This is a genomic window from Paraburkholderia sp. RL17-368-BIF-A (assembly GCF_046054045.1).
GTDB classification, from domain to species: domain Bacteria; phylum Pseudomonadota; class Gammaproteobacteria; order Burkholderiales; family Burkholderiaceae; genus Paraburkholderia; species Paraburkholderia graminis.
In genome coordinates, this window is sequence record NZ_JARESN010000012.1 from 128,741 (window position 1) to 154,233 (window position 25,493).

Sequence of the window (25,493 nt, forward strand, 5' to 3'; positions counted from 1 at the left end):
GACATCGTCGCTTTATGTCTCGCCATCGTCTTCTTCGCGCTCGTCTGCGCCGTTCCGGTCCAAAGGCACAACATTGCGATTGCGAAACTCCTTCGAATGAAGCCCGTGTTTTTTCAGCAGCATTTGCAGATGCGAGCGGTTCATGTCAATACGGCGCGCCAATTCCGCGACGGTGCCGTTCACTTCGCGCAGTCCGCGTTCGAGAAAGGCTTTCTCGGCGTCGTCACTCGCCGCGCGCTTCGCGTCGCTGAGCGACATGAGATTCGCCACGCTGATCGGCTGCTGTCCCGAGCCATTCGCGACGCCTTGCAAGGCCGCCGCCGAACCGTGCGCGGCGGGCCGCATGTCGGTCGGCAAGTGGTCGACATCCGCCATGTCGCCGGCGAGACACGAGATGCGGTACATCACGTTACGCAATTCGCGGATATTGCCGGGATAAGCGTAGTTAAGCAGAAAGTCCCGTAAACGAGGGGTTAATCTCACTGGTCTGCGCTTGAGCGTGCCGGCAGCTTCGTCGCCGAACCAGGCAATCAGCAGCGGAATTTCGTCGCGCCGTTCACGCAGCGGCGGCAGCGTGACGTGAATCACACTGAGCCGGTAGAAGAGATCTTCGCGGAACCTGCCTTCCTCGCTCAGCTTGCGCAAGTTGCGATTCGTTGCCGCGACAATGCGCGTATCCACCGCAATGGTTTCGTCGGAGCCGACGCGTTGAATCTCGTGCGCTTCGAGCACGCGCAACAGTTTCACCTGACCGGCGAGCGGCAACTCGCCGATCTCGTCGAGAAAAATCGTACCCGTGTGGGCACTTTCGAATTTACCTTTGCGGTCATTCGAAGCGCCCGTAAACGCACCCTTGCGATGCCCGAACAATTCCGACTCCAATAGATTGTCCGGAATCGCACCGCAGTTCACGGAAATAAATGGCTTATCCGCACGCGAGCCGTTGGCATGAATGACCTTCGCCATCAGTTCCTTGCCGGTGCCGCTTTCGCCGTCGATTAGAACCGGCAAGTCTGTCGGCGCGGCCTTCTCGGCAATTTCCAGCGATTCCAGGAGCCGCGCATTGTCGCCGAACGTCCCTTCGAAAATGAAGCTGCGCGCGAGCAGTGCCTGCCTGCGCGCCCCGCGCGACTGCTCGGCGCGCTGCTCCGGCTCCGCCGACGTCGCGGCCTGCACGAAGCGCTCCTTGTGCGAAAGTTGCATGACTTCATCGCGCAGCGACGTGGCCTGCCTCAACAGCTTGTCGATGTCGCTGCGTTCGAGTCGCGACGACCATCGCAGCGTCGAGCGCAGAATTTCAATCCGCTCGATCAAACCCGCATACGAAATCGCCGGACTGATGTCTTCAATCTGGTCGAGTATCTTCATCATCACGCACTCAGTTGTTTCTGCACGAGTTGGTAGTACATGCCACCGCGTTGCAGCAGTTCTTCGTGACGGCCCTGTTCGACAATCGCCCCTTCATAAAGAACAAGGATCTTGTCGGCACGCATGATCGTACTCAGCCGATGCGCGATGATCACCGCCGTGCGGCCTTTCAGAATGTCATGCATATTGCCGAGAATGTTGCTTTCCGACTGCGAATCGAGCGCGGACGTCGCCTCGTCGAAAACGAGCAGACGTGGATCGTGATACAGCGCGCGCGCAATGCACAGCCGCTGGATCTGACCGCCCGATAAACCGATTCCGCGTTCGCCGACAATCTGCTCATAGCCGAGCGGCATCTTGCTGATGAACGCGTGCGCGTCGGCCATTCTCGCGACTTCTTCTATACGGCGGCGGTCAGGCGCGTCGTCGCCGCTTGCGATGTTCTCGGCAATCGTGCCGGAAAAAAGCAGATTGCTTTGCATCACATAGCCAATTTGAGCGCGAAAATAGGCTTTGTCGACCACGCTAAGGTCATAACCGTCGATCGACATCTTGCCTTCGCTCGGCGCATAAAAGCCCACCAGCAACTTCGCGAGCGTAGTTTTGCCCGAGCCGCTGCGCCCGACAATCGCGACCAGTTCGCCGGGCTTGATGTCGAAGCTGATGTTCTCCAGCACATAGGCGGAGTCGTTCTCGCCATAACGGAAGTACACGCCGTTCAGGCTTATTTCGCCTTGCAGCTCGGGCAACATCACGCGTGAGGGCAGATCTTCCGGCTTTTGTTCCGGCTCGATGTCGAGCACGTCGCCGAGCCGTTCCATCGCGACGCCCGCATCGTTCAGCATGCTCCATAAGCCAACGAGTCCCATCAACGGGCCTAACACGCTGCCCATGAATGCGTTGAATGCGATCAATTGCCCGATTGTCATTTCGCGCGCGAGCACGAGATTCGCGCCGACCCATAGAATTGCAATCGTGGTGGCGGCGTTCAGCAATTGGCTGCCGAGCCCGACAAGAATATTGAAAGCGTGCGCACGGTACTGCACTTCCAGTGCTTTCGCGTATTTCTTTTCCCAGCGCAAACGCACGGGCCGCTCGATGCCCATGCCCTTGACCGTCTCCACGCCGGCCAGTGCTTCCATGAGAAACGACTTGGATTCCGTCGACGCCGTGAACACCTCGCGCGCATAGTTCTTGATCTTCGGCGTGGCTAACGCGGTCAGCGCCATGATCGGAATGACGAATCCGATCAACACGAGCGTCATCTTCACGTTGTAGACGAACATGATCGTGAAGTAGATGAACACCATCAGCAGGTTCAGTGCGGTCGTCACCGTCGATTCGGTGAGAAATGCGCGAATGGTCTGGTTCTCCTGAAAGCGCGCAAAGATGTCGCCGGTTTTGCGCTTGGCAAAGAACGAGAACGGCAGCGACAACGTGTGCTTGAAGAACTGCGACATCATCGCAAAGTCCATATTGCGCACCATGAAATTCGCGAGGTACGCGCGAATCGACGACATGAGCTGCGAGAACACATTGGCGATGATGAGCCCGCCAATCAGCAGATGCAGCAGGCTCACGTTCTGATGCACGATCACACCGTCAAGAATATTCTGGATGATGAGCGGCGGAATCACACCCAGCACCTGAATCACGAATGTGGCCAGAAACAGGTGCCCGAGAATTTTTCTGTACGGCTTCAGGTAGCCGACAAAGCGTATCCACGGCGAACGCGCCGCCGACATTTGCACGAGTTGCGGCCCGCCCGTAAACAGCAGACATGTGCCGCTCCAGCCGCGCTCGAAGTCTTCGACCGTCAATTTGCGAAAGCCGAGCGCCGGGTCGGCGACCCATACATATTCGGTAGAGAGGCCGTACACCACGACATAGTGATAGCCTTCCCAATGCACGATGAACGGCAAATCGAAACCACGCAGCGAATCGAACGTGCACTGCACGCCACGCGCGGTGAAGCCAAGCGATTCGCCCGCGCGCGCGAGACTGTCGAGCGTCGCGCCTTGCGTGGTCACATTCGCGAGCTCGCGCAATTTGCCGAGCGTCATCGGAATACTGTAGTGGCGGCAGATCATCGCGAGACACGCGGCGCCGCAATCCATTTCTTCCGCTTGCTCGACCAACGCGAAGCGCTTGATTATCTTCTCGCCCAACGCGGGCTTGCTCTGCAAATCGAGCATGAGCGGCAGCTTGCGGCGTTGCTCGAGCCGCTTTTGCCGCTGCAATTCGCGATCGCCATAACGAATGCGTTCGTCCAGTACTTCGCGCAACTTGGGATTGCGTTCGAGTATGAAGTGCACGGTGCGCTCGGGAATCACCAGCAGCCGCGCGTCTGTCGACGCAATCACAGACGCCATTTGCTCCTGGCGCATCAAGCACGCCTTTTCGCCGAATATCTCGCCTTCGCCGAGCGTGGCGAGCGTATAGTCGCGCCCTTCTTCGTGCCGGACAATGCGTACCTCGCCTTGACGCACCACGTATAAGCGCCGGTCGTCGCGTGCGTCCTGCCGCAGGATTTCCTTGCCCGCCGCCACGCGTTTAACGCCGACGCTACGCACATATTCTTCGAGTTCGGCTTTGTTCAGCTTGCCGCGCAAATCGAATAGCTGCGCGACAAAGCCACCCGCCGAATTGATCGCTACATAGCTCGCGACAAACGCGAGCGCCGCCTGATTGCCCGCCATGACGGGCTCGATTGCCGCGCGCGGAATAAACAGCAATTCCGTTTTCGCCGACGCCCGCACCGACGCCTCATGCACATACGTCCGCAGCATTGCAATATCGGCGAAGATCTCGCCCGACTTGCGCACGCCCATGCTCGTTTCCTTGCCATGCTCCTCGACGAAGATGCGTACCGAGCCCGAGCGGACTATGTATAAACCGTCGGCTGTCTCGCCTGTCGAGCACACGGTTTCGCCAAACGAATAGAAGCGCGCTTGCGCATATTCGGCTAGACGTTCGATCTCATCGCGCGAGAAAGGCGACAGTATCTCCACCGAGGCAAGAAATTCGGCGGCGGACGGCGCGGTCTGGGGTGCATCCATAAGCGTGCGGACCTCGGTTCGACTTCTGACGGTGGCGCCCGGTTAGCGCGCTTCGATCACATGCTCCTGCGCACGCGCGATCAGCCAGCTTTCGCGCAAAAGGCGCCTGACTTCAGCGGCCACGTCGGCGTCGAGCGTCGCTGGGTATTTCGCGGTCACCGCGAAGATCTCGAAGCACGAGCGATCCGCCGACGGAAACGGGCCGAGCAGATCGCCCACCGCCGCGTTAAAGATCTTCGCCTCGATGTCCGGCTTTAACGAGCCACGCAGTACCTTACCGATCACACCGCCCGCTTCTCGCGTATCGGCAATCGAATGCTCGCGCGCCATGTCGGCGAAACTATCGGGATCGTCGCGCAGATACGAGATCATTTCCTTCGCTTTGCCTTCGCTGTCGAGCACGATATGGCTCACTTCGATTGCATCGAACTTCGGCGAATTGAGCGCGAAGTAGTCTCTGACGGCCGCTTCGTTGCCGACTTGGTCGAGCATCTTCTCCTGATACAGGCCGTCCGTGATGAACGCCTCGAATTCGTCGAGGCTCACGTTCAGCACGTCGAGATACTGGTTCATATCCGTCGCGCGATGCAGCCCTCGCACGCGGCGAAACTGATCGGCGCGCTCCTGAATGTCGTCGGGCGTAACGACGATGCCCTGCTTCTTCGCCGCGTGCACCGTCAGCTTGTCGCGCACTATCTGCTCTATCAGGCTTTCGAACTGGCCAGTCAGTTTGAGAAGCCGGATGAACTCGCCCACATCCACGACTTCATCGTCAATTCGCACTATTGCGGTCATGTTGTCCGCTCCTTTGGTTGATATGTGATCCGCGCGGTCAACCCGCCACCTGTCTGAACGGATCGAGGCCGAGGTCGATCAGGCGCCGCTCGCGCACGACGATTTCCGCGCTCGCGGTCATGCCGTAACGCAACGGATAGTGCGTACCGGCGATCTCGTAGTAGTTTTTGTCGAGCGTGACGCGGCCTTCATAGACCGGCTGCTTGTCCGTCAATGACGGCTTGGTGGCCGGCGAAATATAGGCCAGCGTGCCGTTGATCAATCCATAACGCTGATACGGAAATGCGTTGAACTTCAGTTTGACCGGCAATCCTTCGTGAAGAAACGCGCGATCGTGTTCGGCGATTTCGATCTTCAACACCGGCTTCGCGTCTTTTGGCGCGATGCCTCCGAGCGGCGAATTGGCCTGAATCTTGTCGCCTCGCTGCGTCGACGTGACATCGGTAATCACGCCGGAAACGGGCGCGAGAATCAGCAGAAAGTTGTCCTTGTCGATGTTCTCGAAGCGGATTCGCGCGGCGGCTTCGGAGACGAGCCGTGCGCTTTGTAGTTGCAGCCGCACCTTGCCTTCCGCGTCGGCGACGTCGCGCACTGCGGCGTCGTATTGAAGCTGGAGATCCGTAGCTTGCTGCCCGCTCGTTTCGAGTTCCGCATTCGCTTTCGCGTATTCGTGACTCAAGCGGAAATCCAATTCGGCGAGCTTCGATTGCGCAACACGGTACGCATTGTCCGCTTCCATCGACGCGGTTCTCTTTTGCTCCACCTGCAATTCGGCAATACCGCCGCCGCCCGGCTGCGCGAATAGCCGCGAATAGCGGTCGAGTTCCTGGTGTGCGGCCTCGCGTACCCGCCGCGCGTTGTCGAGTGCACTGCGCGCTTCGTCGAGTTCAGCCTTCTGTCCTTCGGCGAGCTTGGTGGTTCCTTCCGAAACACGGTTTTCGTGCAGACGTGCTTCCACTTCCATTTGCGCCTTTAATGCCGCGGCTTTTCTCTCCATCAGCGCTTTCTTCTGCGGGAACTGCTTCCAGTCGCGCTCGGCGTCTTCGAGTTTCAGTTGCGCCTGCAACGCATTGCTTGCGGCCTCGATCGCGCCGCGCGCATTTAATCGCGCGAGTACATCGCCCTTCGACACGGGCTGACCTTCCGCGATATAGAGGTCGGCCAGTTCGCCGTCGATAGGCGCATAAATGCGGCGCACTTCCGATTCCGGCGATAGCGTGCCCTGTGCGCTGACGATCACATCGGCACGCCCCACGAACGACCACAGCAAGCCCGCGACCACCAACGCGACCATCGCCCAGATCAGCGCACGCGCGATCCGCACCGGCTCCGCAGTGAGTATCGCAATGCCTTCGACACTGTGGTCCTCCAGCGCTTGCGCCAGCGACCTAGGGTAACTGTCGCGCTTCACTCTGCTCGCCTCCAATTAACGCCAGCTTCGCTTTTAGCAGCGCCGGGTCCAGCACCATGCGCAACTCGGTCAGCGAGCGGCGCTGCAATGTTGTTTCCGCTTCTATATCCGCGAGCAAACGGTCGAAATCCGCGGGATATTCCGCCTTCAACTGCGAATAGATGCGCATACCCTGCTGCGCGGCCGTTTGCGCATCGGACAGCAAGCGCGCCTCGTTGCGAAAGCCCGGCGAGATGCCTGCTTCGAGGCGCTGCGTGCCGCCAATCGGACCGCTTGCGCGATACTGCTTCCACAGGCTCTGTGCGCGCAGCATCAAATCTTGCGCGCGTGACAGTGCTTTATCGTGCAACGCGGCGACGTCTTTCTGAATGGATTGGGCGAACCACACATCCGTTGACGGATCGAGGCTCGCATAGAAAGAAAGCAGACGCTGGTCGTAATCTTTTCCGTTGCGCGTTTTCTGCAAGTCGTTGTATTGATCGAGGAGTGCTTTCTTGTGAGCAAACTCGGCGGCCAGTACATCGGACCACGGCCCCGCCGGCATCGACTGCAATCCGGTCAGCGCCTGTTGTGCGTCGCCGCGCCGCCACGCAGCGGCGATTGCGTCGTGCCGCTGGACGACATCCGCCGACGGCAAACGCGTCGCGGCCAATTGCCGATATTGCTCCTGAAACGGCGGCGTACTGAAGCGCGCGGTTTTCATCAGCGCGAGCAAAGTACTCAATTGACGGCCAAGCGCGGCTTCCAGCAAAGCCGTGTATTGGCGCAAGTCGTCGCGCACGCGGTCGAGTCCCGCGAGACGCGGATAGCGCTGCGCATAATCGTCGAGTACCGATGGCAATGCAGCCGGTTTGTCGCGCGCCAACTCGGTGCGAATCGCGCCGTCCAGACGTCCGATTGCCGCGAGATAAACGGAGTCGTCGCTCTCGAGCTTGCGCAAATGACTCATGGCTTGCGCGTACGGTTCTGTGAAGACCGGTACATATGACGCGATTCTGTCGAGCGCTCGCTGATGACTCTTCGGATCGTCGTCCCAGCGTTGCAGCAAACCGCCGATAGCCGCTTCGTCCTGATACATGCGGATCGGTGCCTCAACACCGCCGCGCCCCGCGACGAAGCGTTCGAGATCGCCCACCCATTGCAATTCGCCGAGAAGCGAAAGTGCGTCGGCGTTATTCGCGGTCAACGACTTCATCTCGGCGAGTTGCGCATCGGCCTGATCGAATTGCGACTTTTGCAGCACGTTGAGCCAATCCGGCAGCTTTGCCTTCAGCAGCGCTTCGCTTGCAAGCGCGCTCACCTTCGTGTCCGCCGGATGAGTCACCAGGTAGTTCTTCGCGGATTGCACAGCACTCGTATAGTCGCCGCTCGCCAGCAGGTTCTTCAGTTCACGTTCGGAGGAACCGCGCATATAAAGTGTGAAGGCGACGGCGCCGAGCAACACGACGCCCGCGCCGCCCCACATGGCGAAGCGTCGCATGCTCGCGCGATCGTCGCCTGCGAAAGCCTTGCTCAACTCGCTTGCGATGAGGCGCCAGCGCCGCTGCTTGCGCCTGGAAACGCCGGCGACGCGGCCGCCATTCGATTCATTCAGGGCGCTGTCCGCACTATGCGATCCGTTCGCACTTTTTGCCGATGCACCCGCCGCTCCACCGCTAGCCGACGGCGTGCGTCCCGCATGTCCAGATGTAACGTGCGCCGCCTCGTTGATTTCGTCCTCGCGTTGCCTCGCTGGGTCGACGCAGAAGATGTCGAGAAACGAATGCGCCGCGCCCACGAACGTCGTTTTGTCGGCGTCGACATCGGCGACATCCGCGAGTTTGGCGACTGAGGGATTGAGGAGCAGCTGAGTCACGGTCGGCTCGACTTCGGGCGGTTTTTGCAGCGTCACCCTGTAGACGAAGTGGTCGCCGCCAAATGCAACGACGTCGCCATCGGCAAGCGGCAGCGCGGATTCGCCGAGCCGTATTCCACCGACGAATGTGCCGTTCGTGCTGCCGAGATCTTCGACGTAAAGCTCCGCGCCCTTCAGAAAGATGTGCGCATGCCGACGCGAGATGTAATTGACCTGATGCGGATAGCGGTCCTTGTAGCGAGAAAAGACTTCGTCCGCTTTACTGACGAGAAACGGAAACGCCTGCACTTCAACGGGCTGAAGCCCGAGATCGCCGCGCTGCGGCACGAGTAGCAGGCGCGGCGCGACCACCGCGCTGCTTTTCGCGACGATGCGGGCGCGCGGCTCGATACTCACGCGATAACAGAGATCGCCGCCAAAGCACAGTTCGTCCCCTGCGCGCACGCGCGCCGGCGTCTCGCGCACGGCAACGCCGTTGACCGTGGTGCCGTTCTTGCTGCCGAGGTCCGCGACATAAATCGCGCCGTGCTCGATGAAAACGCGTGCATGACGGCGCGACAGACGCGCGATCCACTCGGCGGGGTAGTCGTTGAACGGCGCTTCGCTGCGCCCAATGGCGAACAGGCTATCGACAATGCGGATCGCGTCCAGTGCCGGGCGTTGCGCGGACGCAAGCGGAGACAGCAGCACGTCGAAAGCGGTTTCGACTGTCGCGCGCTTCTCGGCAATGGATATTTCGCCGTCGGCCATTTTATCCGGATCACTAATCGTTTACCCGTTGCTGCGAGAGCGCAACGGAGTCAGCACGAAGGACGACGGCGAGAGAATCTTGTTTGAAAGAACCGGCGGAAACACGGTTCCTCAACGATTGTAAGTCACGCATTGCGAGTGTCAATTCCCGGTCGTCGGTGATAAGCCGCTGCACACGATATGAGAAACCGCAACGGGTTTCACATGCGCGCCTGAGCGGATTAGCTCAATGCTCCTTTACTTCTGCTCTGCCTCTCTTCTACTTCTCTTTCAATTGCGCCTGTACATCGACATTCGGCCAACCGCCGCCGAGCGCCTTATAAAGCAGCACCGTATCGGACAAAATCAGTTGATGATTCGCCAGCAACGACAACTGCGCCTCGAGCAGCGTGCGCTCGGTTTCGAATACTTCGAGTTGCGACACCACGCCGAGCCGCAGTTGCGACTGAATCTGATCGGCCACAATTTGCAGACGATCCACCTGTTGCTGCAATTCAACGCGCTGCGCCTTATGCGCGTTCAGATTCACCAGCGCGTTTTCCACTTCCTCGAACGCGCCCATTACAGTCGCACGGTACTGCTGTTCCGCCACCGTCGATTGCGCCTGCGTCACCTTGACGTGTTCGCGCACACCGGGATCGAGCAGCGGAATATTGATGCTCGGCATGAAGCCGTAGGTGAACGACTTCAGCAAGTCAGTCAGCGCGAAACTCGCCGTGCCGCCGTGCCCGGTCAGGCTGATAGTCGGCAATTGCGCGAGTTTGGCCTGACCGACGAGGTCATAGGCCTCGAGTACTCTGAATTCCGCGGCGACCAGGTCTGGGCGCCGCGCGAGCAGTTGTGCGGGCAGACCGTCGGGCACTCCCGGCGATTGCACGCGCTGTTGCAGATGGCCTTTGGGCAATTGAAACTCACCGGCAGGTACACCGGTCAGCGTGCACAGCGCGTTATTCGCGAGGTCACGCGAGCGGCGCAGTTCAAGCAACTGATTCGTCAGGCGATTGATTTCCGCCTGCTGCCGCAGCACCTGCGTCTGCGGAACAAGTCCGCTGCGGCGCTGGCCTTCGTAGATCGAGAGAATCTGGCGATTGGTGACGAGTGTCTTTTGCTGCTGTTCGATCTGGTCGTCGAATTGAAGGATCTGGAAATAGGTACTCGACACGTTCGACACCAGTTCGAGATAACCCGCACGCCAGTCGGCTTCGCTCGCGTGGAATTCGGCTTTCTGTGCCTGCACGCCCTTTTCCACTTTGCCCCAGATGTCGATGTCCCAGTTCACCTGCGCCGCGACGTTGTATTGCTTCGCGAAGGTCTGTCCGGTTGTTTTCTGGAAACTCGCGCCGGCACCGAGGTCCATGGTCGGCAACGCGCCGGCCTTGGCTTCGCCGATCTGCGTGCGCGCAACGTCGATACGCGCAGCCAGTATCTTGATGTCGAAGTTGCCGCCTATGGCTTTGGCAATCAGCGAGTCGAGAGCCGGATCGTTAAAGCCTTTCCACCAATCCGGTTCAATGGTGGCCGCCGCGGAAACCGGCGCGCCGCTCTGTCCCGTCCAGGACGTCTTGCCAGGCGTATCGGGCCGCTTGTAGTCGGGCATGCTGACGTCGACGCATGCACACAGTGAGGCGGCGCAGATCGTTGCCGCGCAGAACCCGCGCAACGCCGCCGTTGTCGAGTGGTTGAAGAAGCGCTGAACCATCTTTGAATCAGGCAACGCTGACACGATTTTCTCCGATGACGCCGACTTCACTGCACAATCCGCGCGCACCATTTAAGTAAAGCATCTCCGACGCCGCTTCACCATCGAAGCGGCGCATGACAAAAGCTCGGGAGATGTGCGGTGAGGAAGTGTCGCGTGAAAAGAACGATTGGGTGCGCGAACTTTTTGAGGACCGCAGCTAGCGGACGCGCCGCTTACGGCATGTAGATGTTGTTGCTCGCGGTCACATGCGGATTGAGGTTGGTCGTCGCGCCCTCAATGAACGCGCCGTTGCTGCCATTGACGCTCTGGATGTTCATCGTCGTGCTGATCAGTTGAGTGGCGTCAACGTTCCTGCTGAAGTTCGGCGCATAGATCGGCGCGAAATTCAGATACGACGGCGGTAGCAGGTGGCCGGCGCCGCCGCGCACGGCGCTCATCGCCTTGCTGTCGAGTTGTTCGGTGATGGACAGGTCTTTGATCGTCAGCGTGTTCATGGCAAATCTCCGGAACGAAAGGTCACAGTCTTGCGGTTGGTTTCGAGCAACTTGTCTACTCGAACGTAACTAACGCATGGGCTGTGCCAGTTTCGTTTCCCTATCCAAAGAAATTTATGGAAGTGCCGTGAATAAAAGCTTTGGACAATACGTCGACCGGGCAATACAGCGTGTGACCAGAAAGCATCAGCGTCGATGTGATGGATCGGGGCCAACAGCAGGTGTGAAATGGTTGGCTGCGGCATGACATCGGCGCTAACTAACGTCAACGCGCAATGACCGTGATCTTCTTCGAGTACACCGGTGGGTTGTGCGGAACGTGCATGTCGTCGCCCATCAGCAATTGCAATGTATGTTTGCCGGGCGGCAGTTGAATCATCGTCTCGGTTTCGCCCGCGCCGAAATGCAGGTGATTGCGATCCGAGGGTATCTCCTGGTCCATCGGCGGCAAGTCGGTGTCGATCAGAAGATGATGATGTCCCGTGTTCGGATACTTCACGCCTTTCGGCGCGACGCCCATATAGCGCAAACCGAACCACACGCGAAACGGCTTATTGGCCGTAACCACCTGGCCGTCGTTGGGATAGCCGATATAGGCATGTGCGCCGGAAGGCGACGCCGCCCCGGCCGCCACGGCGAAATCCGCCGCGCCCCATGTCGCCGACGCCACCAGCGCCGCGACTGCAATGAACTTATACATGAAGGTTTCTCCGTCCTGAGCAGGCCGCGATGAACGCGCTAGTCTTTCTGCACGGTGATGGTGATCTTTTTCGAGTACACGGGCGGCGCATGCGGCACGTGATTGTGGTCGCCGAGAATAAGCTGCAACGTGTGCTTGCCTGGCGGCAACTCGATACGCGCGTCGGTCTCGCCCGCGCCGAAGTGCAGGTGATTACGGTCCGACGGAATCTCCTGATCGAGCGCGGGCAGGTCCGTATCGATCAGCAGATGATGATGCCCGGTGTTGGGAAACGCGACGCCTTTCGGGCACACGCCCATATTGCGCAGCCCCATGCGCACCCAGAGCTTGCCGCCGTGAATCACGGCGCCGTCGGGCGGCCAGATGATGTACTCCTCGGCACCGGCAGGCGATGCCGTGGAATCCGCGAATGCCGCCACCGGCAAAACCATGCCGACAATCGACACGGCGAGCACCGTCCGCGAAAGCGCACGCAATGCACATAGGCGCATCGTGCTTCTGGGACTCGGCTTGGAAACAGCGGGGACGTCGGTTCTTCGCATGGCGCACTCTCCCGAAGAGCGGTCGTGACCATCTCGACTGCGCAAGGCAGCGATGGGTGATTGTGCTTGATCGCGGGGCGCGCGATGCGCCAGCCGCGTAGTTAAAACGACCGTGCCACGTTGCTTTGTGAATTAGCTTAGGACGTAACTTGCCAAAAAGATACGCCACACTCGTTAACCGTATAGCGCACTCGGTAAAAGTGTTGGTTGTTGCCCGCCATGCGCGTGCTATGGTTGTTGATACGTTGCAACGCGGATGATCGAAAGCGCGTCGATGCTTCGCTTTTCGGGCGGGGGTATCGGCGAATCGCAACGTATTCCAGCGGCAATGCGGTGCGCGAATACCTATGTTCTGTCCGGAACAAACAGGATGCGAAGATGTGGCGAATATTCCTGCTGATGTGGATGGCCGGGGCCATTCTGGTGAATTGCGGCGGTGCATTTGCCGCAACGCCGCGCGAGAGTACAAGCGCGACTAATCTGGCCGCACCGGCTAATAGCGTGATCGCGCCGTTCGCTCCGCAGCACGACCATGTTGGCGCTTCGCGCATCGCGCTCGTTATCGGCAATGGCGCCTATGGTCCCGATGCGTCGAAAGTCATCGAGCGAAACGCGCCGCGTGATGCTCAAGCGCTGGGCAAGCAATTGCGCGCGCTCGGCTTCGACGTCGTCGTGCTTGCCAATGCAACGCCGCTGCAAATGCGGCGAGCGATTGGCGAATTCCGCGAGCGTCTGCGTGCGGGCGATGTCGGTCTGTTCTATTTCGCCGGTCATGGCATGCGGCTCGGCGGACAAACGCTATTGATTCCTGCCGGTCTCGACGTGCGCTCGCCGGCCTCGCCAATTCGCGAGGGCATCGACCTGAGTGACGTGTTGCAGGCAATGCACACGTCGCGCAATGCACCATTGAACATTGCGATTCTCGACACCTGTCTCGACAATCCATTCACGCGCGATGTCGCGCAGGCGGCGCCAGCACTGCCGCCGAACACGGTCGTTGCCTATGCAACGGCGCAAGGCGGCTTTGCGGCCGACGGCTCCAGCCACGGCATCTATACGCAAGCGTTATTGCGTGCACTCGACGAGAAGCCCACGCAGCCGCTAATGAGCCTGCTAGCGAGCGTCGCTGCGCAAGTCAAACACGCAACCGGAGGGGAACAGCAACCGTGGGTTGAGTCGTCGTTGCCCGATTCCACCTTAACGACAAGCAACGTAAAGGTTAGGGATACGCGGCTCATCGCCAGTAACGAGCATGTCGTCACACTGCACAGCCGAGGCATTCTGCCGAAAGACAGCACCGAGCAATACGAAATCACCTTCTGGAATTCGATCAAGGACAGCAATTACCCCGCGGATTACGAAGCGTATTTGAAGGCCTATCCGAATGGGCGCTTCGCCACGCTCGCGCATGCGCGAATCGATCGGTTGCGGGCGGCGTCGGCGAATGCGCCTGCGCCGAACGCGTCGACACAGCAGGTTGCGCCGTCAGTTGCGCCGCCGCCGACAGCGCGGCCGGCGACACCTGCTGCGCCCACTGCATCGGCCGCGCAAGAGCGCCCGCGTGCCGCTTCCGCACCGCCAGCCGCGAGCACCACTCCACCGCCAGCACCGCCCGCTGCAGCCACCGCGCAAAAGCCTGCAACGCGTGCGCCAGTAGCAGGCGAAAGCCGCGACTGCGCCGCATGTCCGATCATGATCGCGTTGCCCGCAGGCGCGTTCTCGATGGGCAGCAACAGCGACGATCCGTCCGAGAAGCCGGTTCATCACGTGACGATTGGTGCGCCGTTCGCTATCGGCAAATACGAAGTGACAGTCGAGCAGTGGAATGCCTGCGTCGCGGCGAATGCATGCCCGAAGCTCTCGCCGGAAACGAATGCCAATAAGTCAGCTCCCGCGCGCGACGTGAGTTGGGACGACGCGCAGCAGTACGTGAAGTGGCTCACGCGGACGACGGGCAAACCGTACCGTCTGCCCACGGAGGCCGAGTGGGAATACGCGGAGCGCGGCGGCACGACGAGCGCGTACTGGTGGGGCGATCAGATGCGCAAGGGCAACGCCAATTGCAAGGACTGCGGCGAGCCGTGGCACAAGGAAGGCCCCGAAGCCGCAGGTTCTTTTGCGCCGAATCCGTACGGCCTCTATGACATGAACGGAAGCGTGTGGGAATGGACCGCCGACTGCTGGCATAACTCGTATCAGTCAGCGCCCGTCGACGGCCGCGCGTGGGAAAACCCCGGTTGTGACATGCGCGTGATTCGCGGCGGCTCCTGGCGCGAAGGAGGCGGCTACATGCTAAGCGCGACGCGCTTCAAATACAGCGCGGGCGTGCGTCAATCGCAAGATGGTTTCCGCGTAGTCAAAGATCTGAAGTGATCCGTTGCGCCGGGAAGTAACTCATAGCATCAAGCTCCGCAGCGCTCGCTCGACGAAAACATCATGGCGCATGCGGCTTCGTGGTGATCGGCGCGAAGTCCGCCACGATCCGCTCGCGGCCGTATTTCGTCGCTATTTGCGCGAGCCGTGTGTCCAGTGCGCGCAGATAGTCGGCGCGCGATTCGGCTTCCGGGCGCGGCTTGTCGAAGAGCGGCGCGGGCGTGATCAGCAGCACGACCATCTCCGAACCGAACGGCTTTGAAATGACCCAGTCGCCGCCGCTGCCGACCGTCGCCGAATAGTGCGGCGGCGCCTGGTTGTCCTTCGCGCGCGGACTCGGCACCATATGAACGACATTGCCGTCGAGCTGGTAGTAGTCCAGATTCACATACGAGTCGTAGCCGGGCGTGCTCACGTCGACAACCAGTGGATCGCCCTCGTTCAATTGGCCGCTCGGCGGCCGCACCTGCAAGCCCGCGACGTGCCCCGCTTGCCAGTTCTGCGTCCAGTAGGGTGCAAGCGCCTTGACGGTGTCGCATTTGTCGTCCGCGACCGGATCGACGTCGAGCTTTAGCGTGTCCACGCCGGGTAGCGCTGTGAGGCCGTCTTTTAGTCGCGCGACGCCATAGCGTTGCGAAAGATAGCCGCGCACCGTCAACGTGTGGTCCTGCGTCGACGCGGATAACGCCGAGCACGGCACTTGTGCGAGCGTCGGAGCGACCGCTGCGAGTGTCAGTGCGGGCTTGGGTTTGGGTGTAGCGGGCGGGGTGGGGGCTGCTACTGCCGCTGAAGCGGTCGCGGATGCGGACGTTGCTGTGGTCGGATTCGTTGTTGCTGCACTTGCGGTGCTGGTCGCCGCTGTCGCCGCTGCCTCGCTCGCTTGCGTCGCCGACGACGCCGCTTCCTCCACCCGCCCCTGCGACGTGCCCGTAGCCAGTTGCGTTTCGCTATGACGGTTCGGCGCGGAGCGCCACGCATAGACGGCGACCGCCGCCGCGCAAATCACCGCGAAGCCGGCGAGTCCCGCCTTCGCCAATGTCCCCGACTTCTCCGCGCGCGCCTCGTTGTCGAACTCGGCGATGAAGCGCGTGACGCTCGGCATGCGCGTCGCGCGGTCGAAGGAAAGCGCGGCCCGCAATGCACGCCATTGCGTCGCATCGAGATTCGGCGGACGCTGCAGCTTGAATTCGGCATTGCGCGCCTGCGTCGCGGACAAGCGGTCGAACGGATGGTGTCCAGTCAGCAACTCATACGTGATGCAGCCCAGCGCATAAATATCGTCGCGCGGATCGGGCTCGCGATGCTCGATCATCTCCGGGCTCGCATACGCAGGCGTCAACGCGCCGAGGCTGCCTGGATCGAACACGGTTGCATCGCTTTCTTCTTCGGGCCGCTGAAACACGCGGGCAATACCGAAGTCGATGACCTTCACTTCCGCATTCGTCGTGAGAAAAACATTGGCGGGTTTGAAATCGCAATGCACGAAGCCGCGTTCGTGTGCATACGCGAGCGCGCTGCACATGCCGCGCACGATCGGCAGCGCGGCGCGAACCGGCATGCCCTGATAGCCCGGCGTGCGCAGCAACTGGCTGAGCGGCTTGCCCGACAGGTACTCCATCGTCAGATAAACGATTGGACCGTCGCGATCGAAGTCGTACACCGTGATGATGTTGCGATGCGCGAGCACCTGCGCCTTGCGCGCCTCGCGCTGCAACGCGACGAGCGAATTCGGATTGCCGCGGAACTGAACGTTGAGGACCTTGACCGCGAGGTACGGTTTTCTGTCGGACGCCTCGAGCTTGCGCAGATCGAGCGCCTTATAAACCGTCCCCATTCCGCCGACGCCGAGGCACTCTTCGAGAACGAAGCGGTTATTCAGCGTATCGCCGATGCCTTTGATCTGGTCGAAGCCTGCGCCGTTGGGCACGTTCGCGCTACTTGCGGACGCGCCTGTGCGTCCCGCGCCGGCCGGCACCACCGAGGGCATCTCCACCGTGGTTTGTATGCCGGTTTCCTCGCCGCCGGCCGCCACGTTCGATACACGCAGTTGCTCGATGCGCCGCCGCACTTCGATATAAAGGTCCTCCGGCAGCGGGGCTTTACGATGCGCGGCGCCAAGCGTCTCCAGCAGCTGCGTCGGACCGAGGCCTTCGGTCACCAACGTGCTGTCGAGTTGAGCGACGAACTCGTCACGTGACAGCTCGCCGTTCTGGAAGTCGTGAATCACACGCGCAAGGCTAGCCATGTTGTGCGAATTGCCGCCGTTGCCGTGAGCCCCGATCGCGTTCGACCAAGGCTCTGCCGGCCGTTAGGAAAGCTGTCGTAACCAGTTACATGTGCCGCTTCGATACTAGCTCCCGGCCTGTTCTTTCGCAAACCAGGATTGCCCCGCGCGATGCGCGGCTCGCGCTTGTCGCGCGCCGTCCAACATAATGCGGCGGGTTGTCGGGTGAATGCCACCACTCGCCTTGCTCGTCGCAGCTTCGACGGATAGGAAAAGACGCGCGGCTTAGCGCTGCAAGCCTTATCCATAAAGGCACCATAACTTTTATTAGGAACCTTGAATAAATCTGGCACAAGCCGTGCATTAGTGAATCGGGCAGGCAGATTAAAAACGGATTTCCTATACTCATAGTGCGACGAGACCTCAGCACATCTGACGACACCCGCGAGCGCACGCCGGATCATCGCACCGGCCAATCGCTCGACTTTCGCGGCGAACACATCATGGCCAAGCTTCTCATCAACGATCTCGCAGACAACGTCGAACTCGACCGTGAGGCGATGGCCGCCATTGTCGGCGGCGCACGCATTGGGGCGCGGCTGTCGAGCGCCGCGCCGCTCGTGCCGACCGCGACTCGCGTCGTCGAATATCCGCCCGGCTTTCCAGCGGCGCATCAAACCATCGTGAAAGTGGCGGCGACGCGCAATACACGGCGCAGCTAGATTCGCGTTTATCAAGGCAGTACAGCGGCACGCGTCATCGACGCGTGCCGCTTTTGTTGTTGCCGCGACGCGTTTCGGGACGCGTGCGTGTCGCGCGGTGTTCGGCGTACACGCGGCCCAACAGTTCGGGTGCGTTCTGTCTGCTGCGTCCATACATCTGGCCGCTGGTTTTGCATCGTCGCGCTTTGCGATTAAAGGCCGCGCAATGCACATCCTTGCCTGGCCTGGCATCGGCGGACGCGTTGGGGATTGGCTCTTTATCGCGTGCAAATTGGCATATCCCTTGCAGAAACATGAGCGAGCACTCCGCCGTGCTCGCCCATTCACCTCAAGGAGTATCGCCATGAAATCCACCGTCATCATCAAGGACCTGCCTCGCGGCGTCGAGGCCGCCCACGAAGAAGTCACGCTCAGCGCCGAGCAGTCGAAGCTGGTGCGCGGCGGCCGTTCCGTCGTCGTCACCGTCGACGGTGGCGCGCTCGGCCATGTCGACGACTTCTCGATCAACACCGCCATCTTCGAAGGCCGCATCAAAGGCACTTATCTGTAGGACGCTCGAGATGTCCTCAATTGGAAACCGCCGCGCCACGTCATTGCGCTCGTGACGCGGCGGCGCCAATGCACTCCGCCGCACATCGTCCCTTGCATTCTGTGTCGATCGATATATAATGCGGTTCTATATCGATTGATACAAAACCACCGACGCAGGCGGTAAAGGACATTCATCATGGCGCGACCCCGCGGATTCGACGAGCAAGAGGTGCTCGAAGCAGCAAGCGCAACGTTCTGGCTGAAAGGCTACGAGGCGACGTCCACGCGCGATCTCGTCAAATGCACGGGTCTCACGCAGCCGAGCCTTTACAACGCCTTTGGCGACAAACGCGGGCTGTATCTGCGCGCGCTCGAGCACTACCTGGATCATTCGCTGCGCGAGCGCATCAAGCGCTTCGAGAGCACCATGCCGCCTGCCGAGGCCATTACCGGTTTCTTCGAAGAAACCATCGAGCGGTCGGTGTCCGATCCGCACAAGCGCGGCTGCATGCTGGTTAATTCGGCGCTCGAAATTTCATCGGAGGACGAAGCATTTCGTCAGCTCGTTGCAACCGAAATCGCCGAGATCCGCGAGTTCTTTTATCGCTGCCTGGTGGCGGCGCAAAAGAGCGGCGCGATTGCCAAAACCGTTTCCGCCGACGAAACCGCCACTCATCTACTCGCCACCGTGCTAGGCATGCGTGTGCTGGCACGCGTCGATCCGCAGCGTGCCGTGCTGACGAGCGCGGTTGCCGGCGCGCTGAAGCTGCTCGGCTTGCCGGCGCTGCCGGCCAAACACGGCGCGTCAAAGACACGCGTCTAACCTAACGAGCGATCCCTTCGCACTTTCACCGACATCCGGCGCGGCGTCATGCACGTTGGCCGGTAAAGGAACCGTCATGTCCACAGCGCCCTCCTTGTCCTCGTCGAGCTCCACATCGCTCGACGCCCGCGCGCTCTTTGCCACTTTCGCCGGGCTTTCCGGCAGTCTCGTTGCCATCGGCCTCGCGCGCTTTGCGTACACGCCGCTCATTCCGTCTCTGATCCAGGCGCACTGGTTCACGTCGTCGCAAGCAGTCACATTGGGCGCCGCGAATTTCGCGGGCTATCTGATCGGCGCGCTGATCGGCCGTCCGCTTGCGTCCGCGTTATCGAACCGGACCGCGTTGCGCATGCTGATGGCCGTGGTGACCGCGGCGTTCTTCGCGTGTGCGTATCCGCTGTCGATAAGCTGGTTCTTCGTGTGGCGTTTGCTGTCGGGGATCTCCGGCGGCGCGATCATGGTTTTGGTGGCGACCTCGATTCTTCCGCATATTCCCGCAGCGCGCCGTGGCTTTGTCAGCGGCATGATCTTTCTCGGACTCGGGCTCGGCATTGCTGCGTCAGGCACGCTGATTCCCGAGCTGTTGCACTTCGGCCTGCAAACCACATGGCTCGGCCTCGGCGCTGTTGCACTCGTATTGACAGTAGTGAGCTGGTTCGGCTGGCCGTCGACGAATCCGCCTGCTCCCGCCGCGGCGCCCGCTCATCATCATGGCGCGCAGACCAGCACGCTTGCGCTTCGCGTGCTGTACGCGCAATACGCCGCGAACGCACTCGGACTCGTGCCGGCGATGATTCTTCTCGTCGATTACGTGGCGCGCGGTCTGGGCCGAGGCGCGGCAATCGGCGCGAACTATTGGGTGTTGTACGGGCTCGCCGCCATCGCGGGGCCGCTGATCGCGGGCAACGTTGCGCACCGTATCGGTTACGGCAAGGCTTATCGCGTGGCTTTGTTACTGCAGGCAGTGGCCGTCGCGATGATCGCGCTTTCCGGCAATGCGTGGGTGCTGGCACTGTCGACCGTTATTCTCGGAGTCTTCACGCCCGGCATCGTGCCGCTCGCACTCGGCCGCATTCATGAACTCGTGCCGCACGATCACACGGAACAGCGCGCCTCATGGAGCCGCGCGACGACAGCGTTCGCTCTCTTCCAGGCGCTCGGCGGGTATGGCTACTCGTATCTGTTCGCGCATTCACACAACAACTATGCATTGATCTTCATGTGTGGCGCCGCGGCGCTTGGCGTCGCGTTCATCGCTGATCTGATTGTTTCGCGGATCAGAACCGCGGTTTCTTTAGCGGCGTGACACTGCGTATGTTCCGCGTTGGGCACATGCCTTGCTCCTCAAAGGTGACGATGCTGTCCGGTCCGTCTTCTCTTTGCGCGCTCACTATGTAAGTGCGCAAAGCCGCGGACAGGAGAGCTTCATCAACCAAGCGGAGGTCATACATGTTGGGAACTATTCTTCTGGTTGTGCTGATTCTTCTTCTCCTTGGCGCGTTGCCGACCTGGCCGCATAGCCGTTCGTGGGGCTATGGGCCAACGGGTGGTCTTGGCGTCGTGCTGATCGTCGTGATCGTGCTGCTTGTCGCCGGCGTGATATAGCGAGTGCGGTGACACGTTCACATCAGTAAGTCAAACGCAGGCCCGGCCGCCGGATTGCGATGCAGTGAACTGCTCGCAGATCCGGCGGCCTCGCTACATCTGAAGCTAGACGAATGCGCTTTTCAGCGCCGAGGAATTGCGATGGAAAAGTTACTCGCCAATCAGTTTGCTTTGGTCACGGGCGCGAGCTCAGGCATTGGCTATGGCGTTGCGCGAGCGCTTGCGAATGCGGGCGCGTCGGTCGCGCTGAACTATCACTCGCATGCGGAATCGGCGGAGAAGCTCGCTGACGAGATCAACCAGTCGGGCGGCACCGCGTTCGCAGTTAAAGCCGACGTATCGAATCCGGCCGATGTCGATGCGATGTTCGACGCGTGCCGCGCGCGCTTCGGCACACTGGACATCGTCGTCGCGAATTCGGGTTTGCAGAGGGACAGCGCTATTGCCGATATGTCGATGGAAGAATGGCAAACAGTGCTGGGCACCAATTTGACGGGACAGTTTCTCACTGCGCAAGCCGCTGTCAAAGAGTTCCGGCGACGCGGGCCGACATCCGCATCCAAAGCACTCGGCAAGATCATTTGCATGAGCTCGGTGCACGAAGTCATTCCGTGGGCCGGGCATGTGAACTACGCTGCGTCGAAAGGCGGGATTCAGATGTTCATGAAATCGCTCGCACAGGAAGTCGCGCCCGAGCGCATTCGCGTCAACTCGATTGCGCCCGGCGCGATTCGCACGAAGATCAATCGCGACGCGTGGGAGACTCACGCGGCAGAGCAAAAGCTACTGCAATTGATTCCTTATGGCCGCGTGGGTGAAGTCGAAGACATCGGCAAGGCGGCCGTGTGGCTCGCATCGGATGAAAGCGACTACGTTGTGGGCACAACGTTATTTGTCGACGGCGGCATGACGCTCTATCCGGGGTTCATCGACAACGGCTAGACGGTGTGCAGCTTTAACGCGCTGATCACACGAATATCGCGGACACCTCAGGCACGGCCCATGCTGAATGCTCTCCGTATTCCAACTCGATACGAAAGGAGATACATCATGCCTTACCTACTCGGCTGGCTTCTCGGTGTTCCGGTGATCGTGCTGGTCATTCTGTACCTCATCTTCCATTGATCATTCGAAACACGCTCCGTGGCGCGGCCCTTCGGTGGCCGCGCGTCTCTTTCATGTAGTGCAATACATGCGTTCGGGCCCGAGCGAGCGTTCGCTGCGACGGGGTAGCGCCGCGGTTTCCGCTCAGGCTGCTTCGGTAAAAGCAGCGTCATACCGGTAGCGGCTTGTGGCCGCGCGTGGACGCCATAAGATCGGCGATCCGGACGGTTCTCCCGGGCGCGAATGCACCCTCAAAATATACCGGGACGCTCGCTGGATAGGCTTCCTAAAGCGGCGTGCCACGCGACGACTAACGGAACGTTCTTCCGATAGAATCACGTCTGAACGAACAATCTTCCGAGTCAGCCCATGAACACCCGGACCCGCGAGCTGGACAATCAGGACCGCAGAATCCTCCGCGCATTGCAAAAGAACGCACGCGTGAGCAATGCGGAACTGGCCGAACTCGTCGGCATGTCGACCACGGCATGCTGGAACCGCACACGCCAACTCGAAACCGAAGGCTACATTCGCGGCTACGTCGCGCTGCTCGATCAGCAGAAGCTCGGCTTGGCCGATATCGTTCTGCTTGAAGTCACGCTCGATCGTCACGACGACGATGCGCTCGCGCGTTTCGGCGCCGAACTTGCGACACTCACCGAAGTACTCGAGGCGTATCTCGTCTCCGGCGATTACGACTATCTGGTCAAGGTGGCTGTGGACGGCACGGCGGGTTATGAGCGCTTCCTGCGCGAGAAGCTCTACAAGATCGCGGGCATTCGTCATAGCCGCTCGATGTTCGCGCTGCGCTGCATGAAGAGCATTCCGTCTGTGCAGGTTTAATGCGCGCTGAGGAGTCGTTGCGAGCGCTTCGTGCGGTTGTCTGGAGGCGCCGGTCGGGGCTGACCGTTAGTTGCGTCATGGGCGCAATAACAAGCGCTGCAAAAAGAGCCCAACAGTGGGTTTGCTATGAAGCAAGCGGCGTCGACGACCACGCAACACACGCCGCGTAGCCGCGCGGCGCGGCTATCCATTGCGCGGCGATCGCACGCATATCATCGGGAATCGGGCCGCGCAGCGTCACGCGCTGGCCCTCGCGCGGCAGCACGCTCAAATGCTGCAACCCGCGCGCGATGCCCGCGCCTGTCGTTTTGACGAGCGCTTCCTTGGCGGTCCATGCATCGTAGAACGCGGCCATTTGCGCGGAACGATCAAGGCGCTCGGTCCACGCCGCCTCGTGCGGATCAAGCGTCAACGTGACGATGGAGCGCCAATCGAACGTATCGCTGCACTGCTCTATATCGACACCCACGCGCCGCGCCGACGACATCGCGATCAAGCCACACGCGCCCGCGTGCGACACGTTGAAGTCGAATGCCGTCGAATCTGCGAGACGCGGTCGCCCGTTTGCATCGACCGTAAAGCGCAGAGCGTGCGCATCGGCGTCAATACGTTCTGCAAGCAACTCGCGCAACGCAGCGCGCGTTGTGGCGAAGCGCAGCGCGTCTTCGGCGCGGCGGAAGCTGCGTGCTCGCGCGCGCTCGTCGTCGGAAAGCGATGCAAAGGAAGCGGCGTCGAGCGACGTGTCGAATGACAGATCGACACGCCACAACGACAGGTCATGCGGGCCTTCATGCTGCAGCGGAACGGGGGCGATAAGGGCGGACATCGCAAGAGTCGAGGCGCAATGGAATTACCGCGACTCTACACGATGGTCCTTTTATAAAGCACCGCGCCGTTAAACCCGCCTGGTTTCCTTCGGCACGCCGAACAGCAATGCAATCCCGCTTGTGAACAGCAACACGGTCAGCAGATAAAGCGCGTTGTCCATGCTGCCGGTATGCGTCTTGATCTGCCCGATCACCCACGGGCTCACAATGCCGCTCGTAATGCCGATGCTGCTGATCAGCGCAATGCCGCCCGCCGCCGCGGTGCCCGATAGATAGCTCGCCGGCACCGTCCAGAAGATCGGCAACGCGGCGAAAATCAGCACGGCGGCAAGCGAGAGAATCGCGAGCATCGCAGGAAAACTGCTTAAATGCAGGGTCAAAAGCGAAAGCGCGATGCCGCCGCCGATCGTGCATACCGCGAAGTGCCGGCGCCGTTCTCCGCGCCGATCGGAATGGCGAGCAATCAGAATCAGCCCGACCGCGCCGACTGCATTCGGAATGACGCTGTACAGACTGATCGCGAGAACATCGCGAATGCCGAAGTCGCGGATCATCAACGGCATCCAGAAATTGAGCGTCAACGACGCGCACGTCAGCGAGAAATAGATGAACGCGAACAGATAGACGCGCGGATTACGCAGCGCCTGCGTGAACGAGCGCGATGAATGCGATGCGTGCGACGGCTGCGATAAAGCCGCGCGGTCCTCGTCGCGTTGCGCGATCAACTGCGCTTTCTCATCAGCGGTGAGCCATTGCGCGTGCTGCGGACCGTCGACGAGATAAACCGCGGCGATGAGACCGAGGATAAGCGCGGGCGCCCCTTCGATGATGAACATCCACTGCCAGCCGAACAGGCCGAGCACGCCGCCCATATCGCGCATGATCCAGCCCGACACGAGCCCGCCGAGCACGCCCGCGACTGCCACGCCGGCGAAAAATATCGACAGCACCGCCGCACGCCGCCGCGCCGGATACCAGTACGTCAGATACAGCACGATGCCCGGAAAGAAGCCCGCCTCGAACACGCCGAGCATGAAGCGAAGCACATAGAAATGCGCGGGCGTCGACACCATCATCATGCCGACCGACGCCACGCCCCACAGCAACATGATTCGCGTGAACGTGCGGCGCGCGCCGAACTTCGCAAGCAGCAGGTTGCTTGGCACTTCGCACAGTACATAGCCGATGTAAAACACAGCGGCGCCGAGTCCGTACATTGCGTCGCTGAACCCGAGGTCGTGCTTCATCTGCAACTGCGCGAAGCCGATGTTGATGCGGTCCAGAAACGACACGACGTAGCAAAGAAACAAAAATGGAATGATGCGCAGCGATACCTTGCGGTATAGCAGATCGTCGTGCGCAGCGGCGCTTGAACCAGGCTCGAGCGCTGGCGAGAGGGACTGACTCATCGGTTATCTCCAGACATGAGGCGTGATGGGTCCAACGGACCCGCGGGTCCGGCGTCTTGATGCGCCGCGTTGTGGTTGTCGCTGAAGTGCGCGTGCGGCGGCTCAGGCCGCCAGCGGATGAACTTCGCCGCCTTCCGGCGATACGTCCGCCACGCCTTCGCGCGCGTGCCGGATTGCTTCGAGCAGCGTCGCGTGATCGCCGATATGGTTCGCGAGCAGCAAAATGAGTTGCGCATTCGCCGACTGACTGCGCGCATCGTCGAGGCCGCGATGCATGTCGATCAACGCCTCGTAAAAGTCGTCGGGACGCGCGAGGTTCGGTTGCGTGATCAGTGCCATGATGTGTCTCCGGATTC

21 protein-coding genes are annotated in these 25,493 nt (G+C 60.6%); 8 read left to right on the forward strand and 13 right to left on the reverse strand.

The features are described from left to right. Positions 1-12: 12 nt before the first annotated feature. The 9 genes from P0D87_RS21205 to P0D87_RS21245 form a co-directional block, all read right to left on the reverse strand. Complete coding sequence (locus tag P0D87_RS21205; protein WP_053859875.1) at positions 13-1,371, reverse strand: sigma-54 interaction domain-containing protein; 1,359 nt, start codon at positions 1,369-1,371, stop codon at positions 13-15. Further along, positions 1,371-4,427 (reverse strand): peptidase domain-containing ABC transporter, encoded by a 3,057-nt coding sequence (locus P0D87_RS21210; RefSeq protein WP_029967038.1) that lies wholly within the window; start codon positions 4,425-4,427, stop codon positions 1,371-1,373. The genes P0D87_RS21205 and P0D87_RS21210 overlap by 1 nt, the downstream gene beginning before the upstream one ends. 42 nt (positions 4,428-4,469) lie before the next feature. Next, the gene (locus P0D87_RS21215) at positions 4,470-5,222 is read right to left on the reverse strand and encodes a peptidylprolyl isomerase (RefSeq protein WP_053859873.1); all 753 of its coding nucleotides are present in this window, start codon (positions 5,220-5,222) and stop codon (positions 4,470-4,472) included. Between the two features lie 37 nt (positions 5,223-5,259). Next, positions 5,260-6,633, reverse strand: coding sequence for a beta-barrel domain-containing protein (locus tag P0D87_RS21220; RefSeq protein ID WP_006047237.1), 1,374 nt, complete (start codon positions 6,631-6,633; stop codon positions 5,260-5,262). Beyond that, complete coding sequence (locus P0D87_RS21225) at positions 6,611-9,238, reverse strand: FHA domain-containing protein (RefSeq protein WP_053859872.1); 2,628 nt, start codon at positions 9,236-9,238, stop codon at positions 6,611-6,613. The genes P0D87_RS21220 and P0D87_RS21225 overlap by 23 nt, the downstream gene beginning before the upstream one ends. A gap of 259 nt (positions 9,239-9,497) precedes the next feature. After that, entirely contained in the window at positions 9,498-10,937 is a 1,440-nt protein-coding gene (locus tag P0D87_RS21230; protein WP_082367248.1) for an efflux transporter outer membrane subunit, read from the reverse strand. Positions 10,938-11,152: 215 nt separating this feature from the next. Then, positions 11,153-11,434: a hypothetical protein gene (locus tag P0D87_RS21235; RefSeq protein ID WP_053859871.1), complete on the reverse strand. Its 282-nt coding sequence runs from the start codon at positions 11,432-11,434 to the stop codon at positions 11,153-11,155. Between the two features lie 265 nt (positions 11,435-11,699). Next, the gene (locus P0D87_RS21240; RefSeq protein ID WP_006047241.1) at positions 11,700-12,134 is read right to left on the reverse strand and encodes a DUF4399 domain-containing protein; all 435 of its coding nucleotides are present in this window, start codon (positions 12,132-12,134) and stop codon (positions 11,700-11,702) included. A gap of 38 nt (positions 12,135-12,172) precedes the next feature. Further along, positions 12,173-12,676: a DUF4399 domain-containing protein gene (locus P0D87_RS21245; protein ID WP_149029231.1), complete on the reverse strand. Its 504-nt coding sequence runs from the start codon at positions 12,674-12,676 to the stop codon at positions 12,173-12,175. A 378-nt stretch (positions 12,677-13,054) separates the two neighbouring features. Between P0D87_RS21245 and P0D87_RS21250 the strand changes: the two genes are divergently transcribed. Beyond that, positions 13,055-15,049 (forward strand): SUMF1/EgtB/PvdO family nonheme iron enzyme, encoded by a 1,995-nt coding sequence (locus P0D87_RS21250; RefSeq protein WP_053859869.1) that lies wholly within the window; start codon positions 13,055-13,057, stop codon positions 15,047-15,049. A gap of 61 nt (positions 15,050-15,110) precedes the next feature. Here the strand turns inward: P0D87_RS21250 and P0D87_RS21255 are convergent, their stop codons facing one another. Beyond that, positions 15,111-17,294: a serine/threonine protein kinase gene (locus P0D87_RS21255; RefSeq protein ID WP_053859868.1), complete on the reverse strand. Its 2,184-nt coding sequence runs from the start codon at positions 17,292-17,294 to the stop codon at positions 15,111-15,113. Between the two features lie 482 nt (positions 17,295-17,776). On the opposite strand from P0D87_RS21255, the gene P0D87_RS21260 reads away from it, so the two are divergent. The 7 genes from P0D87_RS21260 (at position 17,777) to P0D87_RS21290 (ending at position 22,901) form a co-directional block, all read left to right on the forward strand. Continuing rightward, entirely contained in the window at positions 17,777-17,995 is a 219-nt protein-coding gene (locus P0D87_RS21260) for a hypothetical protein (RefSeq protein WP_006047245.1), read from the forward strand. Between the two features lie 343 nt (positions 17,996-18,338). Then, the gene (locus tag P0D87_RS21265; RefSeq protein ID WP_053859867.1) at positions 18,339-18,545 is read left to right on the forward strand and encodes a hypothetical protein; all 207 of its coding nucleotides are present in this window, start codon (positions 18,339-18,341) and stop codon (positions 18,543-18,545) included. A 177-nt stretch (positions 18,546-18,722) separates the two neighbouring features. Beyond that, the gene (locus tag P0D87_RS21270) at positions 18,723-19,349 is read left to right on the forward strand and encodes a TetR/AcrR family transcriptional regulator (protein ID WP_006047247.1); all 627 of its coding nucleotides are present in this window, start codon (positions 18,723-18,725) and stop codon (positions 19,347-19,349) included. 76 nt (positions 19,350-19,425) lie between these two features. Next, positions 19,426-20,655 (forward strand): YbfB/YjiJ family MFS transporter, encoded by a 1,230-nt coding sequence (locus P0D87_RS21275; RefSeq protein WP_053859866.1) that lies wholly within the window; start codon positions 19,426-19,428, stop codon positions 20,653-20,655. A gap of 143 nt (positions 20,656-20,798) precedes the next feature. After that, entirely contained in the window at positions 20,799-20,954 is a 156-nt protein-coding gene (locus P0D87_RS21280; RefSeq protein WP_006047249.1) for a DUF3309 family protein, read from the forward strand. 141 nt (positions 20,955-21,095) lie between these two features. Then, positions 21,096-21,896 carry an SDR family oxidoreductase gene (locus tag P0D87_RS21285; RefSeq protein WP_053859865.1) on the forward strand — a complete coding sequence of 267 codons (801 nt, stop codon included), beginning with the start codon at positions 21,096-21,098 and terminating at the stop codon, positions 21,894-21,896. 531 nt (positions 21,897-22,427) lie between these two features. After that, on the forward strand, positions 22,428-22,901 hold the full coding sequence (locus P0D87_RS21290) for an Lrp/AsnC family transcriptional regulator (protein WP_006047252.1): 474 nt from the start codon (positions 22,428-22,430) through the stop codon (positions 22,899-22,901). Positions 22,902-23,025: 124 nt separating this feature from the next. Here the strand turns inward: P0D87_RS21290 and P0D87_RS21295 are convergent, their stop codons facing one another. The 3 genes from P0D87_RS21295 to P0D87_RS21305 all read right to left on the reverse strand — a co-directional run bounded on the left by P0D87_RS21295 (position 23,026) and on the right by P0D87_RS21305 (position 25,476). Then, entirely contained in the window at positions 23,026-23,727 is a 702-nt protein-coding gene (locus P0D87_RS21295) for a 4'-phosphopantetheinyl transferase family protein (RefSeq protein ID WP_053859864.1), read from the reverse strand. 69 nt (positions 23,728-23,796) lie between these two features. Continuing rightward, positions 23,797-25,137 (reverse strand): MFS transporter, encoded by a 1,341-nt coding sequence (locus P0D87_RS21300; protein ID WP_053859863.1) that lies wholly within the window; start codon positions 25,135-25,137, stop codon positions 23,797-23,799. A 102-nt stretch (positions 25,138-25,239) separates the two neighbouring features. Next, positions 25,240-25,476: a DUF2783 domain-containing protein gene (locus P0D87_RS21305; protein WP_006047255.1), complete on the reverse strand. Its 237-nt coding sequence runs from the start codon at positions 25,474-25,476 to the stop codon at positions 25,240-25,242. Between the last annotated feature and the right edge of the window lie 17 nt (positions 25,477-25,493).

What these genes read in the sequence shown, in the direction of transcription:
- P0D87_RS21210 (WP_029967038.1), bottom strand. Translation starts at nt 4,427, where the DNA reads ATGGATGCACCCCAGACCGCGCCGTCCGCCGCCGAATTTCTTGCCTCG.
- P0D87_RS21300 (WP_053859863.1), bottom strand. Translation starts at nt 25,137, where the DNA reads ATGAGTCAGTCCCTCTCGCCAGCGCTCGAGCCTGGTTCAAGCGCCGCT.
- P0D87_RS21215 (WP_053859873.1), bottom strand. Translation starts at nt 5,222, where the DNA reads ATGACCGCAATAGTGCGAATTGACGATGAAGTCGTGGATGTGGGCGAG.
- P0D87_RS21270 (WP_006047247.1), top strand. Translation starts at nt 18,723, where the DNA reads ATGGCGCGACCCCGCGGATTCGACGAGCAAGAGGTGCTCGAAGCAGCA.
- P0D87_RS21295 (WP_053859864.1), bottom strand. Translation starts at nt 23,727, where the DNA reads ATGTCCGCCCTTATCGCCCCCGTTCCGCTGCAGCATGAAGGCCCGCAT.
- P0D87_RS21305 (WP_006047255.1), bottom strand. Translation starts at nt 25,476, where the DNA reads ATGGCACTGATCACGCAACCGAACCTCGCGCGTCCCGACGACTTTTAC.
- P0D87_RS21285 (WP_053859865.1), top strand. Translation starts at nt 21,096, where the DNA reads ATGGAAAAGTTACTCGCCAATCAGTTTGCTTTGGTCACGGGCGCGAGC.
- P0D87_RS21230 (WP_082367248.1), bottom strand. Translation starts at nt 10,937, where the DNA reads ATGGTTCAGCGCTTCTTCAACCACTCGACAACGGCGGCGTTGCGCGGG.
- P0D87_RS21265 (WP_053859867.1), top strand. Translation starts at nt 18,339, where the DNA reads ATGAAATCCACCGTCATCATCAAGGACCTGCCTCGCGGCGTCGAGGCC.
- P0D87_RS21240 (WP_006047241.1), bottom strand. Translation starts at nt 12,134, where the DNA reads ATGTATAAGTTCATTGCAGTCGCGGCGCTGGTGGCGTCGGCGACATGG.
- P0D87_RS21290 (WP_006047252.1), top strand. Translation starts at nt 22,428, where the DNA reads ATGAACACCCGGACCCGCGAGCTGGACAATCAGGACCGCAGAATCCTC.
- P0D87_RS21260 (WP_006047245.1), top strand. Translation starts at nt 17,777, where the DNA reads ATGGCCAAGCTTCTCATCAACGATCTCGCAGACAACGTCGAACTCGAC.
- P0D87_RS21235 (WP_053859871.1), bottom strand. Translation starts at nt 11,434, where the DNA reads ATGAACACGCTGACGATCAAAGACCTGTCCATCACCGAACAACTCGAC.
- P0D87_RS21245 (WP_149029231.1), bottom strand. Translation starts at nt 12,676, where the DNA reads ATGCGAAGAACCGACGTCCCCGCTGTTTCCAAGCCGAGTCCCAGAAGC.
- P0D87_RS21225 (WP_053859872.1), bottom strand. Translation starts at nt 9,238, where the DNA reads ATGGCCGACGGCGAAATATCCATTGCCGAGAAGCGCGCGACAGTCGAA.
- P0D87_RS21255 (WP_053859868.1), bottom strand. Translation starts at nt 17,294, where the DNA reads ATGGCTAGCCTTGCGCGTGTGATTCACGACTTCCAGAACGGCGAGCTG.
- P0D87_RS21205 (WP_053859875.1), bottom strand. Translation starts at nt 1,371, where the DNA reads ATGATGAAGATACTCGACCAGATTGAAGACATCAGTCCGGCGATTTCG.
- P0D87_RS21280 (WP_006047249.1), top strand. Translation starts at nt 20,799, where the DNA reads ATGTTGGGAACTATTCTTCTGGTTGTGCTGATTCTTCTTCTCCTTGGC.
- P0D87_RS21275 (WP_053859866.1), top strand. Translation starts at nt 19,426, where the DNA reads ATGTCCACAGCGCCCTCCTTGTCCTCGTCGAGCTCCACATCGCTCGAC.
- P0D87_RS21250 (WP_053859869.1), top strand. Translation starts at nt 13,055, where the DNA reads ATGTGGCGAATATTCCTGCTGATGTGGATGGCCGGGGCCATTCTGGTG.